The organism is Rhodanobacter sp. ANJX3 (assembly GCF_014200755.1).
In the GTDB taxonomy this organism is placed as follows: Bacteria; Pseudomonadota; Gammaproteobacteria; order Xanthomonadales; family Rhodanobacteraceae; genus Rhodanobacter.
The window spans coordinates 226,580-241,215 of sequence record NZ_JACHCM010000002.1 but is presented as its reverse complement, the minus strand read 5'-3'; the positions used below and the strand labels follow the sequence as shown (position 1 = coordinate 241,215).

Sequence of the window (14,636 nt, the reverse complement as noted above, 5' to 3'; positions counted from 1 at the left end):
CGCGGAGCCATAAAAAAACCCCATGCCGGATAAAAACATGGGGTCTTTCAGGGTGGATGACCTTTTCAGCGCTGTGGCAGCGAATTATTGCGACAGGCGATACCATGTCTGCGAGCGGCCGAGCAGCGAGAAGCCGATGTAGCCGCGCACGTCCATTTTCTGGCCGCCGTTGTCGAGCGTGAGCTTGACCTTATAGACCTTGCCGGTTTTCGGGTCGAGAATCTTGCCGCCATCCCACACGTCGCCGTCCTTCTTGACGCCGGACATGATCGTCATGCCTTCGACCGGCTGATCCTTGAGCGCGCCCTCGCACAGCACGCATTTGGGATGCTCGCCGCCGCCTTTGGCGATTTCTTCCGGGGACAGGTTCATGATCTGCAGAACCTTGCCCTGGAGCGTGCCTCCATTATCGGTGATCTCGATGACCGACTTCTGCTTGCCCGAGACATCGTCGATCTGCTTCCATTTTCCGACTGGCGAGTCGGTGGCCGCCATGGCGGTTGCGGCCGCCAGCAACAGGCTGGTGGCGAATGCGATGCGAAACACTTGCTTCATGGTATTTCCTCCCGTACGAAAGCGTATGGATGCAGAGTGACCAGCCGTCGGGAAGCGGTCAAGTTGCACTGCGCAAAGACTGATTTTTCACATATGGCCGGCCTGTATGGCGCCGACTGGCATAATGCGCAGCTGACTCTTTCCGATTGCTTATAACGAATGAATGTCTCTATCGAAGCCCTGGTTCGCCGCGTTCTCGCCGAGCAAACAGATCCGCACACGGGCGCTCCCTTGGTCGACGCCGTACGCGCTATCGGCGTCGATGGCGGCCGCGTTTCCGTCGATATTCAGTTGGGTTATCCCGCTATCGGTGCCGTTGACGAGCTGACCAAACGCGTCCAACAGGCGCTCGAAGCCGAGCCGACCATCGAGTCGGCGGCGGTGTCGATGACCAGTCGCGTCCATGTCCACAAAGTACAGGGCACGCTGGCGCCGCTGCCCAACGTGAAGAACATCATCGTGGTCGCCTCGGGCAAGGGCGGCGTGGGCAAATCCACCGTCTCGGCCAATCTGGCGTTGGCGCTGCAGGCGGAGGGGGCCAAGGTGGGCGTGCTGGATGCGGATATCTACGGTCCGAGCCAGCCGCGCATGCTCGGCGTCAGCGGCAAACCCGAATCGCCCGATGGCAAAGTCATCATCCCGATGCAGGCGCATGGCCTGTCGGTGATGTCGATCGGCTTCCTGGTCGAGGAAGACACGCCGATGATCTGGCGTGGCCCGATGGTGACCCAGGCGATGATGCAGCTGCTGACCGATACGCGCTGGGAGCAACTGGATTATCTGATCGTCGACCTTCCACCAGGCACCGGCGATATCCAGCTGACCCTCTCGCAGAAGGTGCCGGTGGCCGGCGCGGTGATCGTCACCACGCCGCAGGACATCGCGCTTTTGGACGCGCGCAAGGCGTTGAAGATGTTCGAGAAGGTCGAGGTGCCGGTGCTGGGCGTCGTGGAAAATATGGCGACGCACGTGTGCTCGAACTGCGGCCACGAGGAACATATTTTTGGCGAAGGCGGCGGTGCGCGCATGGCCGAGCAATACGGCGTGCCGTATCTGGGTTCGCTGCCGCTGGATATCCGCATCCGCGAGCAGGCCGATGGCGGTACGCCGACGGTCGTGGCCATACCGGATTCCGATCTGGCCGCCCGCTATCGTGAAATCGCCCGCAATGCCGCCGGGCGCCTGTCGCGTCAGCCGCGCAACAAGTCGCTGGGGCTGGGCAAAATCGTGGTGCAGGGCGCGCCTGCCGCATGATGCGGCAACGCGTGCTGTGCCTGTCGGGCAGCCTGCGCCGGATCTCGACGAATACGGCGGTACTGCAGGCAGCGCAGCAACTGGCGCCGGACACGCTCGAACTCGAGTTGTATACCGGTCTTGGCCGCTTGCCGCTGTTCTGTCCGGATGACGACGTCGAGCCGTTGCCGGCCACGGTACAGGCGTTGCGCAGTGCGGTGGGTCGCAGCGATGCGCTGCTGATTGCCTGTCCCGAATACGCCCATGGCGTGCCGGGTGCGTTCAAGAACCTGCTCGACTGGCTGGTTGGCAGCCTGGAGTTTCCGGGCAGACCGGTGGCACTGCTGAATACCTCTGGCCGTGGTTCGTTTCATGCGCAGGTCGCCTTGCGCGAGATCCTGCGCACGATGTCTGCGCAGTTGCTGGAGTCAGCCTGTATGACGGTGCCGTTGTCGGGCGCAGGCTGTGAGGTCGGGGCGATCCTGGACAACCCGGCGCGCTGCGCCGAATTGCGTGGCGTCCTGGCCGCGCTTGCCACGGAACTGTCCAGTGGGTGATGCCCAAGGCGCATTGCGCGGCCCGTGCCGTGGTATTTTGGGCACCTTTGGCCGGGTTCGTGCCCAGCCGCAGCCCGCTTTGAGACTGGAGATCGCGTGAGCATCAAACCTGACAAGTGGATTCGCCGCATGGCGGAGCAGCACGGCATGATCGAGCCGTTCGAGCCCGGCCAGGTCAAGCTGCGGGACGGCCAGAAGCTGGTCTCCTACGGCACCTCCAGCTACGGCTACGACGTGCGCTGCGCCAACGAATTCAAGATATTCACCAATATCAACTCGACCATCGTCGACCCCAAGCATTTCGATGCGGGCAGCTTCGTCGACGTGACGGCGGATGTCTGTATTATCCCGCCCAATTCGTTCGCCCTGGCGCGGACGGTCGAGTACTTCCGCATTCCGCGCAAGGTATTGACCATTTGCCTCGGCAAAAGCACCTATGCACGCTGCGGCATCATCGTCAACGTGACGCCGCTGGAGCCGGAGTGGGAAGGTCACGTGACGCTGGAATTTTCCAACACCACGCCACTGCCGGCACGCATCTATGCCAACGAAGGCGTAGCTCAGATGCTGTTCCTCGAATCCGACGAGGAATGCGAAACCAGTTACAAGGATCGCGGCGGCAAATATCAGGGCCAGCAGGGCGTTACGCTGCCGCGCACCTGAGCCATCGCTTCCTGCGCCTGAACGGCCTTTGTAAAGGCCGCTGCCATTGCCGCAGCCGGGCGCTACACTCCAACCGATTGAATCGATCCACCGCACGGGAGACTTGCATGATCCGTTTTTCCACACTGCTGAAGCGCGCCACGGCCGCGATCATGCTGGGCAGCGTTGTGCTGCTTTCCGGTTGCCATATGTTTGGTGGGACGAAGCAGGTTCCTTCCTATACGGTGAAAGGTCAGTTTGACACCACCATCCAGGCTTACAAGGAAGGGCAATTTCTTGTCGATGGCGCCGTTTTGTCGGCAATCGACACAGGTAGCCATTTCGCCTATCTGAAAGATCAGGGCAAATTGCCCAAGACGGTGCTGCTGACGGCCAGCGACGATTCGAAAATCCGTAAAATTCACTTGCAGTACATGGCTCGCCTGCAGCTCGATTACGGGTTTCGCGTGTATTACCAGGACAAGGATCAGTTAGTCGAAATCAACCCGGTCGATACAAAGGCGCGCGCTCTGGAAGATCACCACGAGAAAGCACCGATTGAGGACTCCGCTCCACCGCCGCAGGACCATACCGGTGCGGGTAACGGTTACTGATCAGGCAATTTCTACCGTCTAGTCAAAAGGTCCGCGGAGCAATCTGCGGACCTTTTGCTTTTGAGTCGTTCAATGAGGCGAGGCTGGGCGTGCTTAGCGCTGTATCAATCTATTGCACCGGCAGAAAGCTTGCGATCAACGCTGGTGACAATGGCGGTGCGCAGCGCAATCTCAAGTCCCTGCACGACATCAGCCTGCGCCATGCTGGCGGCGCCGCGCAAGCGTGCAGCCTGCTCCGGTAGGTAGGGAATATGCATGAAGCCCGCCCGCACGCCGCGCTTTTTAGAAGCTAGATGCAGCATGGCGTAAGCGATATGGTTGCAGACGTAGGTTCCCGCCGTTTGCGATATCTCGGCCGGCAGTCCCTTCGCGTGGAGCGCAGCAAGCATGGCTTTGATCGGTAGGGTGCTGAAGTATGCCGCCGGACCATCGGCAATCACCGGCTCGTCGACCGGCTGTGCGCCGGCGTTGTCGGCGATGCGCGCGTCCTGCACGTTGATGGCGACGCGTTCGATCGATAGCTGAGTACGACCGCCCGCTTGGCCCACACCGAGCAAAATAATCGGGGCGATCTCGCGGACGGCCGCCTTTAAGACGCGCAGCGAGCCGGCGAATTCGGTCGGTAGCTGACGGGCCACGATGCGATGTCCGCCGATGCGCTTTCCGTCCAACGTGCGCACCGCCTCCCATGACGGGTTGATGCTTTCGCCGCCAAACGGATCGAAGCCGGTCAGCAGAATGCGTGGCAGATCCTGGTGGGAGGTCTTTGGCATGGTCGGTGATCGAATCAGCGGAACACCAACAGATACATCAGCATGACGTTGGCGGCAAGAATCGCCAGCGCGCTGCCGAGCTGGGCACGAATCACGCCGTACGGGCTGCGCAGTTCCAGCAGGGCGGCCGGCACCAGATTGAAGTCGGCAGCCATCGGCGTCATCAGTGTGCCGCAATAGCCGCACAGCATGCCCATCGAGCCGAGAATCGCCGGATTCGCGTGATGCTGCTGGATCAACAGCGGCAGGCCGATGCCGGCCATCATCACTGGAAAGGCGGCGAAGGCGTTGCCCATGATCACGGTGAAGATCACCATGCCCAGCGCGAACCCCAGCAGGCAGGCGAGCGCGCTACCGGTAGGCAGCCAAGCGCTGGTGAGCCCGGAAATCGCGTTGCCGACGCCACTCTCGGTAAACACTTGGCCCAGTGCAGCGAGTAGCAGCGGCAAAACGGTAGCCCAGCCGATCGCATCGAGCAGGCGTCTGCCTTCGAAGAACCCGTCTTGCATCGGTGCGCGGGTGACGCGCGAGGCAGCGAACAGTGCGACAACACAGGCGAGCGCCAGGCCGGTCAGGGTCAGCTGCGGCTTGGCGAATACGGCGTAGCCCATGATCGACAGATGTGGGCCGAGCAGCGCGATCAGCAAGGTCACCAGTGGAATAAGCAGCGCAGGTACGAATAATCGGTGACCAAGTCGCAGCGCCGATTGCCGGCGCGTCTTGCTGCCTACATCCTGCGCGTGCGGCACACGCCGCAACCGCGGTGCCAGCAGTGCGAGCAGAATCACGCCACCACCGGCCAGTTGCGAGGGCAGTTCGTTCCCTGCTGCCTGCTGTGCCAGCACCTCGTCGCCACTGGCGAAAAGCAGGCCCAGCAGTAGCCAGAATGCCGCGCGCCAGCCCTGGCGCTCGCGCAGATGGCGTAGCCCTGCATAGAGCAAAAAAGCGGCGATCAGCCAATAAGCGTATTCAACCCGCAGCATGCTCAGCCTTTCCTTGGTGCATGAACGTCGCCGGCCCGGCGTTGCAGCTGCCGTTGATAAAGCCAGACGCGCACCGATTGAATGACGAAGGCGGCCACAGCGGTCGGCAAGGCCCATAGAGCAATCGCCAACGGCGACAGCTCGATGCCGTGCTGGGTATAGAACGCCTGAATCAGCAGCACGCCGCCGAGCGCAATGAACACGTCCTCGCCGAAGAAGCGGCCGACGTTGTCGGTGGCGGCCGCGATGGCGCGCACTTCATCGCGATCGGCATCGGTCAATGCCGGCAGGATTTTTTCCGCCGCCGCCTCGCTCATCGGGGCCAGCAGTGGGCGCACCGTTTGCGGTGCACCGGCGACGCCGGTCAGGCCGAACATCGCCAGCACTTGGCGCACGAGAAGGTAGCTCATCAGCAGTCGCGCCAGGCTCAGACCGCGCAGCTGGCCGATCCAGCGCTGCGCGTGTTCGCGTAACCCGGCACGCTCGAGCAGGCCGATCACCGGTAGGGTCAGCACAAAAAGCAGCAGCAGGCGGCTGGAGACGAAGCTTTTGCCCAGCAGCGCGAGCAGCGTCAGCGGGGCGATGCCGGCCAGCAGACCACTGGTCAGTGCGGCGCACACGACAACCGGCACCGGATTGAAGCGCAACAGGAAGCCGATCACGATCACGGCGATGCCGAGCAACGGCCAGTAGTTCATCGGCTCGTCTCGGTAATGGCCGCGGCCTCCGCTAACAACGTCGACGCGACCGGCATCATTGCGTGCCCGGTGCGCTGATTTGCAAGCCAGCAGTCAGCAAGGCTTCGTGCAACCGGCTGGCGAACATCAGCGCGTGCGCGCCGTCGCCATGCAGGCATAGCGTGTCGGCGTGCAGCGATACGGTGCTTCCATCGTTGGCGATGACATGGCCGTGCTGTGCGATAGCGATCGCCTGCGTTGTCGCGTCGTCGATGTCCTCGATGACGGCACCGGTTTCGCCGCGTGGCTGCAGCGAACCATCGTTGCGATAGCGCCGGTCGACGAACGCCTCGCTCGCCACCGGCAAACCGATGGCTTCGGCCGACGCGATCAGCGCGGAGTTCGCCAGGCCAAACAGGCGCAGCCGCGGATCGAACCGATGAACGGCGTCGGCGATGGCGTCGGCGAGCGCGGCGTCGCGTGCGGCCATGTTGTACAGCGCGCCGTGCGGTTTGACGTGCGCCAGCCGTGTGCCGGCCGCGACGGCGAAGGCGTGCAGGGCGCCGATCTGGTACAGCGTCATGGCTTGTACTTCGGCCGGTGTCACGCGCATTTCGCGCCGGCCGAAACCCTGTAGATCCGGCAGGGATACGTGCGCGCCGATCGCCACGCCGTGTGCCATGGCCTGTTTGACGGTGTACTGCATGATCGTGGGGTCGCCGGCATGGAAACCGCAGGCGATGCTGGCGGAGCTGATCAGTGCCAGTACCGCATCGTCGGCGCCCATGCGCCAGGCGCCGAAGGACTCGCCGAGGTCGCAGTTCAGGTCGATGCGTTTCATCGCGTATCCCCTCTCATCCCATCCCACTCCATCTCGTTCGCTTAGTGTGCCGTCCGATCCAGCCGGAGCCTGCGCTGGATCGTCTGGATCAACTTCCCCAGCCGCTGCTCACGTTCGTGCAATCGTCGGACAGCGTCGTCGAGCGTGCTCGGACGAAAGCATACGGCATCACCGGGACGACGCTGTGCCAGTCGCGGTAGATCCACCACGGCGATCTGGCCGATGCGTGGGTAGCCGCCGGTCACCGGCGCTTCGGCCAGCAGTGCGATCGGCTGGCCGGACGGCGGCAGCTGCAGCGTGCCGGGAAGGGTGGCTTCGGAGATCAGTTCCAGCGGCTGGCGCAGGCTCAGCGTATGGCCGTCCAGACGTCCGGCGGTTCGGTTGCTGTCCTTGCTCAGAACGAACTTTCCATCATGCAAAATTTGCTGCGATCTTTTGTCCAAAAGCGCCGAGTGTTTGCCCGCCAATAGCGCCAGCGGCCGGAAAGCGAAGTCGAACCACGGATGCGGGTCGATGCTCCAGGGCAGCGATGTCAGTTCATCGTTGTGGTGCATGGATGCTTGCGATGTGCACGCTCCCGTCGGCAGTGCGTCACCCGCGCGCAGCGCCCGGCCGTTGGCGTAGCCCAGCCTGGCATGCAGATCGGTACTGCGGCTGCCCAGCACCTTCGCCACGTCGAAACCGCCGCCCACGGCTAGATAGCTGCGGCAACCCACCGACATGCCGCCGAGCTGCAGCACGCTTCCGGCGGGCAGCTGGCAGCGCGTCCACATCGGGATCGGTCGACCGTCGACCGACGCCTCTATCGTAGCGCCGGTCAGCGCGATCACGGTCGCTTCGATAAATTTCAATGTGGGTCCGAGCAAGGTGCATTCGATCGCCGCCTCGTTGTCGACATTGCCGACCAGCGCGTTGGCCAGCTGCAAGGCCGGCCCATCCATCGCGCCTGCGCGTCCCACGCCAAGCGCCGCATGGCCCGGGCGACCGGCGTCCTGCAGCGTGCTCAGAAGCCCGGGCTTGAGGACGATGACGCTCATGCGGATCGCGCTTTGGCGATCTGCTGAAAGGTCGCCCGATCGATCGCGCGGAACCGAACCCGATCGCCGGCGGCCAGCAGCGATGGAACATCGGCGGCGACATCGAACAGCTGCAGCGGGGTGCGTCCGATCAGCTGCCAGCCGCCGGGCAATTCAGTGGGATAGATACCGGTCTGTCGGCCACCGATGGCGACGCTGCCGGCGGGCACTCGCTGGCGCGGATCGGTCCGGCGCGGTACGGCAAGTGCCGGATCCAGTCCGAGCAGATAGGGAAAGCCTGGCGCGAAGCCGAGCATCGCCACTCGATATTCCACCGCGCCGTGGCGCACGATGACGTCCTCGATGGAAAAGCCGGTGAGCGCGGCAACGTCGGTCAGATCGGGGCCGTCGTAGAGCACGGGTATCTCGATCAGCGCAGATGCGGTCGCTGCCGTCGACAGGTCGGCCAGCGCGGCGATAACGGCATCGCCCAGCTGCTGATGCGGCGAGCGTTCTTCGAGCGCAGGCCAATGCGCGGGATCGAAACGCAGCAGCACGCTGGCATAGGCCGGCACATATTCCAGTGTCGGCAGCCGCTCTCGCAGATGCGCGGTAGCCGCATGGACGCAGGTGTTGAGGGAACTATCGATCGTGTCGCCGAAGCGCAACAGCAGGGCGTTCTCCGCCATCGCCTCCCACTGCACGGCAGGCGGCACGGCGCTAATGGGCGGTGCCGCCGAGCGCGTCACGCAGTGCCTCGACTCGTTCGTTCAGCGCTGGCGCGCCGTACGTCTCGGCCTTGCCATGGCCCCATACCGGGCCGGGCCATGCGGCGTCGCCCTCGATACGCGCCACCAGATGAATATGCAGCTGGCGCACGATATTGCCCAGCGCGCCGAGGTTGAGCTTGTCGCAGGGCGCCACCGCGCGCAGGGCGGCGGTGGCGCGGTCGACTTCCTGCCACAGCGTTGCCTGGTCCTCAATGGCCAGATCGGTGATTTCGACCAGGCCGGTGCGGCGCGGTACCAGCACCAGCCACGCGTAGCGCGCGTCGTTCATCAGCAGCACGTCGCACAGCGGGAGCGACATCACGCCGACCGTGTCGGCTGCCAGTCGCGCATCGAGTGCGAAATGCCGATCGATCACGCCAGGTTCTTCTCGAAGAAGGCCAGCGTGCGCTCCATCGCCAGCTTGGCGGCGCTCGCGTCGTAGCTGCCGCGCTGGTCGCAGTTGAAGCCATGGTCGGCGTCGTAGACGTAGAAGCCGGCATCCGGATTGGCGGCCTGCACCTTGGCGCGATCGTCGGCGCTGATATGCGCGTCGCGTTCGCCGTAGTGGAACAGCAGCGGCGCCTTGGCCTGCAGGTCGACGAACATGACGTTGCGCCCGCCGTAGTAGCTCACGCCCGGCAGGCCCAGCTTGATCGCCGACAGGTACGCCACGCTGCCGCCCCAGCAGAAGCCGACGGTGCCGACTTTACCCGCGCCGGCAATACGCTTGGCGGCGGCTTCGACGTCCTGGATCGGCTGGTCGAAGCCGACCTTGCCGACCAGATCGATACCGGCCTTCATGCCGGCTTCGTCGTAATTCAGCTCGACGTTTTTCTCGGCGTGATCGAACAGCGCCGGTGCGATGGCGGTATAGCCGGCCTGGGCAAAGCGATCGGTGACGTCGCGGATGTGGCTGTTGACGCCGAAGATCTCCTGGATCACCACGATACCGCCCTTGGATTTGCCCGCGGGTTCCGCCAGATAGGCGTCGATAGTGGTATTGCCGCTTTCAAGCTTGATGAACTGGCCCATGAGTTGTCCTGTGCTGTGGTTGGGGGGTATCGGTGGCATCGCATGGAGAGCAGGGAAGCGATGCCGACGAAACGGTGGATCGAATGCGCGAAGTCTAGCGCGAGGCACCGCCCGGGCATGTTAGACATTCGTCGTCGCAAGGTGCTGCGGCCGATGGACGCGGCGCGCGGGGTACAATACGCAGTCTTGCCATCACGTTTCCAGCCCATGCCCGCCTCAGCCAGCCCCTCCACGAGCACGCAAAAAATCGGTTTCGTCAGCCTGGGTTGCCCCAAGGCGCTGGTCGATTCCGAGCGCATCCTCACCCAGCTCAAGGTCGAGGGCTACGAGATCGTGCCCAGCTACAACGCCGCCGACGCGGTGGTGGTGAACACCTGCGGCTTTATCGATTCGGCCGTGCAGGAGTCGCTGGACGCGATCGGCGAGGCCTTGCACGAGAACGGCAAGGTGATCGTCACCGGCTGCCTGGGCAAGCGCGAGAGCCTGATCCGCGAGGCCTATCCTGACGTGCTGTCGATCAGCGGTCCGCAGGACTACGCCAGCGTGATGACGGCGGTGCACAAGGCGCTGCCGCCGATGCGCAACAAGTTCCTCGATATCGTGCCGGACACAGGCGTGAAGCTCACGCCCAAGCACTACGCCTATCTGAAAATTTCCGAAGGCTGCAACCACCGCTGCAGCTTTTGCATCATTCCGTCGATGCGCGGCAATCTCGTCTCGCGCCCGGTCGACGAAGTGCTGCTGGAAGCCGAGCGTCTGGTGAAGGGCGGCGTCAAGGAGCTGCTGGTCATCTCGCAGGACACCAGTGCCTACGGTGTGGATCTGAAATACGCCGAGCGCCCGTGGCGCGACAAGACCTACCGCACGCGCATGACCGAACTGTGCGAAGGCCTGTCGGAGCTGGGCGTGTGGTCGCGGTTGCATTACGTCTACCCGTACCCGCACGTCGACGAAATCATGCCGCTGATGGCAGAAGGAAAATTGCTGCCGTATCTGGATATTCCGTTCCAGCACGCCAGCCCGCGCATCCTCAAGCTGATGAAGCGGCCGGGCAATATCGACCGCACGCTGGAGCGCATCAACAACTGGCGCAAGGTCGTGCCGGATCTGACGATTCGCAGCACCTTCATCGTCGGCTTTCCCGGCGAGACCGACGCCGAGTTCGAGGAGCTGCTCGATTTTCTGCGTGAGGCCAAGCTCGATCGCGTCGGTGCGTTCGCCTATTCGCCGGTCGACGGCGCCAAGGCCAACGAGCTGCCCGATCCGGTTTCCGAAGAGCTGAAGGAAGATCGCCTCGAGCAGTTCATGATGGTGCAGGCGGAGATTTCCGCGGCCAAGCTGCAGCAGAAAATCGGTCGCACCATCAAGGTGCTGGTCGACGAAGCCGGCAAGGACGGTGCAATCGCGCGTTCGGCCGCCGATGCGCCGGAAATCGATGGCACCGTCATCATTGCGGACGGTCAGAAGCTGCGCCCGGGTCAGTTTGTCGACGTGGTCGTCGAGTCCGCCGACGATCACGACCTGCACGCCCGCCTCGTCGGCTGATCCATGCGCTATCACGCGCCGGCGCGCGGGACGGTCGATGCGGCCGCGTTTGCGCGGCAGCCGCTGGCGGCGTGGCGCGAGCATGCGGCGAAGCTGGAAGGCATCGAATGGCCGTCCATCGATGCGTTGAACGATGCCCTACCGAGGGACGCTGGCGTCCGTTTCGTAGCGCAGACGCCCGACCTGCTAGCCGATGGCATGCACTACGAACAGCGCATCGCCGAGCGCGGTGAAATTGCCACCCGTGAGGGCAACTGGCACGACCTGCTCAATGCGCTGATCTGGCTGCGCCATCCGGCGTTGAAGCAGGCGTTGAATCGACGTCAGGTCGACGAGATCGCACGCATGGGGCCTAAACAGCGCTCGCGCCCGCAGTACGCGATGACCCACTTCGACGAAGCCGGTGTGATCGTCGCCGTGCGCGACCCCGCGCTGCTGGCGCTGTGGAATGCGCACGACTGGTATGGCCTGTTCTGGAATCGGCGGCGGGCTTGGCTCGACGGCAGCATCGAAGTGGAAGTGTTCGGCCATGCGCTGCTGGAGCACGCGCTGAGCCCGGACAAGCTGCTGGTCGGCAAGGCGCTGGTCTTCCAGCCGACGACCACGATGGACATGGCGGATGTGCATCGCGCCTGCGTCGATGCCGTGATGAGTGGACAGCTGCTGTGCGATCCGTTGGAGCTGCGGCCGCTGCCGCTATCGGGCATTCCGGGCTGGCATCCGCAGGGCGATAACGAGGCGTTCCATCGCAGCGCGGACTGCTACCAGCCGCGGCGGGCGGACCGCGAGTATCCCGACGCCTTGCGTCTGGCCTGAACCAGGCGTTGCTCCACGCTCACACTGACTAAATGCGCCGATGCTAGGCTCTGCGTTCACCGAAACCAACCAGGAGCGTTTGATGAAAACACGTACGACGGTAAACAAGCGCTTTAGGCGACCGCTGCTGTTATTGCTCGGCGGCATGCTGGCGATGGCCCCGCTCTGGTCGCAGGCGCAGCAGGTTCCGGTCTTTTCGCCGGAAGACAAGCAGGCGATCGAGAATTACAGCTTGAACGAAGACAACTTCAAGCGGCTCGTCGGTGCGACCAAGGAAGCGCACGACCTGCACATCAATCCGGAGCAGCCGAAGGATTTTTCCAACGTGCACAGCCTGGACGATCTGGCCAACCTGCCGGTGGCGCAGGACAAGCGCGTGGCGCCGTTGCTGCAGAAGTACGGCTTCACGCCGCGCGAATTTCTGCTGGCGAACTTTGCGCTGATGAATGCGGGTATGGCCGTGCAGGCCAAGAGCCATCCGGAAGCGGCGCAGTATATGGATAAGAGCCGGATCAACCCGGCCAATGTCAGCTTCTACGAAGCACACGAGGAGCAGATCGGCGCGCTGCAGCAGGAACTGAACGGCGCTCAATAGTCGCTTTCGACGCCTGCGGCAATCGTCGCGGGCGTCACCTTCCAGCGGCCGCCTTCAGGCGTATTCGATGCCGATAATGGCGAACGCTGCCGGACCATGCGGCAATTCCACGTTGAACTCGTCGTCGACACGTCGCTTCAGCGCGGCACGCGCCAGCGGCGAGTCGATACTGATCCACCCACGCTTGGCGTCGGTCTCGTCCGGCCCGACGATCCGGTAGTGGACGATCTCGCCGGTATCGACGTTTTCCAGTTCGATGCGCGCGCCGAAAAACACCAGGCCCGGATCGCCCGGCAGTCCTTCCGCGACTTTCAGATCGGGAATGCGCTTGCTCAGATAGCGCGCCCGCCGGTCGATTTCACCCAGCTGCTTTTTGCGATAGATGTATTCGGCGTTTTCCGAACGATCGCCTTCGGCTGCCGCGGCGGCCAGAGCCTTCACCACCTGCGGCCGCAGCACGTGCCACAGGTGATCGAGCTCGGCCTTCAGCCGCTCGAAACCCTCGCGGGTGATGATCGCGGTGGAGCGGGGTGACGGCGGGCGCCAGCGGCTCATGGCGTGCGCGCCAGGCGCGATCGCTGCAGGCCGATTTCTGCGTGCAGCGGGTGTTCCGGCCACGCGCAAGCCAGGCTATCCAATAGCTGTGCCGCTTCGCTTTTGTGCTCGGGCTCGTCGGCCAACAGGCGCGCGGCCAGCAGGCCGACATGCGGTGCATCGGTGTCGCGCGGCCACGTGTTGAGAAATCCGCGGCCGAGATGAAGCGCCAGCCGGCGCATGCCCAGCCGCGCCGACAGATCGGCCAGTTCGCGGCAGGTGCGCGGGTCGTCGGGAATGAAATGCGCGTCGATGCCGCAGCACTCCTGCAGCACGCCCAGCGCGCGTTTGGCTTCGCCCTGGGCCATCAGCGAAGCCATCCATATCTGTCCGTGCACCAGCAGGCCGTCGCGAAAACCCTGCTGCTGAAGCAGCCGTCGATACGCCAGATGCAGCGGCGTCGGCGCCACGCGATTCTGCATGCGCGCCACCAGCAGCGACGTGGCCGCCATCGGATCGTCCGACGCCAGCGCTTCGACCTGCGCCAGCAAATCTTCATCGGCATCTTGTCCGACGGCCTTGGCCAGCCGTGGCGCTTCGGGCTCCAGTCCGAAACGCTCATGGCGCTGATGAATAAGTACCCCCATCAGATGGAAGGCCAGCACGGCGAGATAGCTGTAGGCAAAGGCGAACAGCGGCAGCGCCAGGATCTGCGGCAAAAAGGCGGTGGTGATCGATGCGATGACGATCGTGATGGCCAGCAGCCCATTGATCGCCACCGGAACCAGATACGCGCTGCCGAAGGCGCCGATTACGCGAGCCCAGTTCAACGGGTTGATCGCCAGCGCCATATTGCCGTCGAATGCCAGCGACATGTCGATCGCCGGCAGCACCAGCGCAAACAGGATCAGCAGCGGCAGCAGCGCATGCGGATAGAACACGATCGCCAGCACGCAAAACGCCACCACCAGCAGATGGATGGCGGTGAGCCCCCAGGCGCTGGCGTCGCCGCTGTCCACGCCGACATCGGGTGGATCGGCGTAGCCGTTGGCGGTGTGCAGCAGGCAAGTGGCGGCATAGCGCCAGGTCGCGGTCCATACCAGCATCCTGGCCAGCACGCCGATGTACGACGGTAACAGGCCGACATAATGAAACAGCGCCAGCGCGACGCAGGTGGCCAACCCTGCGCCGCGCAGCGGGTAACCGAAGCCGCTGCGCAGGCGTTCGCGGAACGGGGTGTCGGCCGAAGCCACTTCGATGCGTGCCATGCCGAATTCAGCACTCGTCGCCGGCAAGGTCGCAACGCCTATAACGGCCGCGGCGTTTGCCAACAGGAGCCGTCGGTTCCGATTCCTTTTTGCAGCCAGGTCGATGATCGCCCGGGCCGTTCGGGCGGGTGCGGCGTCTGTTACTGCGGTCGATGGGGGTTTCCTTCATGGTGTGGCAATCCGTG

At 63.7% G+C, this 14,636-nt stretch carries 18 protein-coding genes; 7 read left to right on the top strand and 11 right to left on the bottom strand.

What is annotated here, in order from left to right; genetic code table 11:
* Positions 1–84: 84 nt before the first annotated feature.
* Positions 85–555, bottom strand: coding sequence for a DUF2147 domain-containing protein (locus HDE76_RS05750; RefSeq protein ID WP_184505951.1), 471 nt, complete (start codon positions 553–555; stop codon positions 85–87).
* A gap of 159 nt (positions 556–714) precedes the next feature.
* On the opposite strand from HDE76_RS05750, the gene apbC reads away from it, so the two are divergent.
* The 4 genes from apbC to HDE76_RS05730 all read left to right on the top strand — a co-directional run bounded on the left by apbC (position 715) and on the right by HDE76_RS05730 (position 3,601).
* A complete protein-coding gene (gene apbC, locus HDE76_RS05745; protein ID WP_184505949.1) occupies positions 715–1,809 on the top strand; it encodes an iron-sulfur cluster carrier protein ApbC in 1,095 nt (364 codons plus the stop codon).
* Entirely contained in the window at positions 1,806–2,345 is a 540-nt protein-coding gene (locus tag HDE76_RS05740; RefSeq protein ID WP_179480241.1) for an NADPH-dependent FMN reductase, read from the top strand. Before apbC ends, HDE76_RS05740 begins: the two co-directional genes overlap by 4 nt.
* Before the next feature lie 96 nt (positions 2,346–2,441).
* Positions 2,442–3,008: a dCTP deaminase gene (dcd, locus tag HDE76_RS05735; protein ID WP_179480243.1), complete on the top strand. Its 567-nt coding sequence runs from the start codon at positions 2,442–2,444 to the stop codon at positions 3,006–3,008.
* Between the two features lie 107 nt (positions 3,009–3,115).
* Positions 3,116–3,601 (top strand): hypothetical protein, encoded by a 486-nt coding sequence (locus tag HDE76_RS05730; RefSeq protein ID WP_179480245.1) that lies wholly within the window; start codon positions 3,116–3,118, stop codon positions 3,599–3,601.
* A 104-nt stretch (positions 3,602–3,705) separates the two neighbouring features.
* Here the strand turns inward: HDE76_RS05730 and pcp are convergent, their stop codons facing one another.
* The 8 genes from pcp to HDE76_RS05690 are packed head-to-tail and all read right to left on the bottom strand — an operon-like array spanning position 3,706 to position 9,693.
* On the bottom strand, positions 3,706–4,374 hold the full coding sequence (pcp, locus tag HDE76_RS05725) for a pyroglutamyl-peptidase I (RefSeq protein WP_221262314.1): 669 nt from the start codon (positions 4,372–4,374) through the stop codon (positions 3,706–3,708).
* 14 nt (positions 4,375–4,388) lie between these two features.
* Positions 4,389–5,357 (bottom strand): DUF979 family protein, encoded by a 969-nt coding sequence (locus HDE76_RS05720; RefSeq protein WP_184505947.1) that lies wholly within the window; start codon positions 5,355–5,357, stop codon positions 4,389–4,391.
* A gap of 2 nt (positions 5,358–5,359) precedes the next feature.
* Positions 5,360–6,055 carry a DUF969 domain-containing protein gene (locus HDE76_RS05715; RefSeq protein ID WP_179480249.1) on the bottom strand — a complete coding sequence of 232 codons (696 nt, stop codon included), beginning with the start codon at positions 6,053–6,055 and terminating at the stop codon, positions 5,360–5,362.
* A gap of 55 nt (positions 6,056–6,110) precedes the next feature.
* Positions 6,111–6,875, bottom strand: coding sequence for a 5-oxoprolinase subunit PxpA (locus HDE76_RS05710; RefSeq protein ID WP_184505945.1), 765 nt, complete (start codon positions 6,873–6,875; stop codon positions 6,111–6,113).
* A 41-nt stretch (positions 6,876–6,916) separates the two neighbouring features.
* Positions 6,917–7,912: a biotin-dependent carboxyltransferase family protein gene (locus HDE76_RS05705; RefSeq protein WP_179480252.1), complete on the bottom strand. Its 996-nt coding sequence runs from the start codon at positions 7,910–7,912 to the stop codon at positions 6,917–6,919.
* Positions 7,909–8,640 carry a 5-oxoprolinase subunit PxpB gene (gene pxpB / locus HDE76_RS05700; RefSeq protein WP_343205661.1) on the bottom strand — a complete coding sequence of 244 codons (732 nt, stop codon included), beginning with the start codon at positions 8,638–8,640 and terminating at the stop codon, positions 7,909–7,911. Before pxpB ends, HDE76_RS05705 begins: the two co-directional genes overlap by 4 nt.
* Positions 8,612–8,980, bottom strand: a complete 369-nt coding sequence (locus HDE76_RS05695; protein WP_184506653.1) for an HIT family protein — start codon at positions 8,978–8,980, stop codon at positions 8,612–8,614. The genes pxpB and HDE76_RS05695 overlap by 29 nt, the downstream gene beginning before the upstream one ends.
* 53 nt (positions 8,981–9,033) lie before the next feature.
* Positions 9,034–9,693 (bottom strand): dienelactone hydrolase family protein, encoded by a 660-nt coding sequence (locus tag HDE76_RS05690; protein ID WP_179480254.1) that lies wholly within the window; start codon positions 9,691–9,693, stop codon positions 9,034–9,036.
* Between the two features lie 207 nt (positions 9,694–9,900).
* Between HDE76_RS05690 and rimO the strand changes: the two genes are divergently transcribed.
* The 3 genes from rimO (at position 9,901) to HDE76_RS05675 (ending at position 12,649) form a co-directional block, all read left to right on the top strand.
* Positions 9,901–11,238, top strand: coding sequence for a 30S ribosomal protein S12 methylthiotransferase RimO (gene rimO, locus HDE76_RS05685; protein ID WP_184505943.1), 1,338 nt, complete (start codon positions 9,901–9,903; stop codon positions 11,236–11,238).
* 3 nt (positions 11,239–11,241) lie between these two features.
* A complete protein-coding gene (locus HDE76_RS05680; protein ID WP_184505941.1) occupies positions 11,242–12,054 on the top strand; it encodes a DUF3025 domain-containing protein in 813 nt (270 codons plus the stop codon).
* An 82-nt stretch (positions 12,055–12,136) separates the two neighbouring features.
* Positions 12,137–12,649, top strand: a complete 513-nt coding sequence (locus HDE76_RS05675) for a hypothetical protein (RefSeq protein WP_184505939.1) — start codon at positions 12,137–12,139, stop codon at positions 12,647–12,649.
* Between the two features lie 54 nt (positions 12,650–12,703).
* Here the strand turns inward: HDE76_RS05675 and greB are convergent, their stop codons facing one another.
* A complete protein-coding gene (greB, locus tag HDE76_RS05670; RefSeq protein WP_184505937.1) occupies positions 12,704–13,204 on the bottom strand; it encodes a transcription elongation factor GreB in 501 nt (166 codons plus the stop codon).
* Positions 13,201–14,451, bottom strand: coding sequence for a hypothetical protein (locus HDE76_RS05665; protein ID WP_179480263.1), 1,251 nt, complete (start codon positions 14,449–14,451; stop codon positions 13,201–13,203). The genes greB and HDE76_RS05665 overlap by 4 nt, the downstream gene beginning before the upstream one ends.
* Positions 14,452–14,636 lie beyond the last annotated feature (185 nt).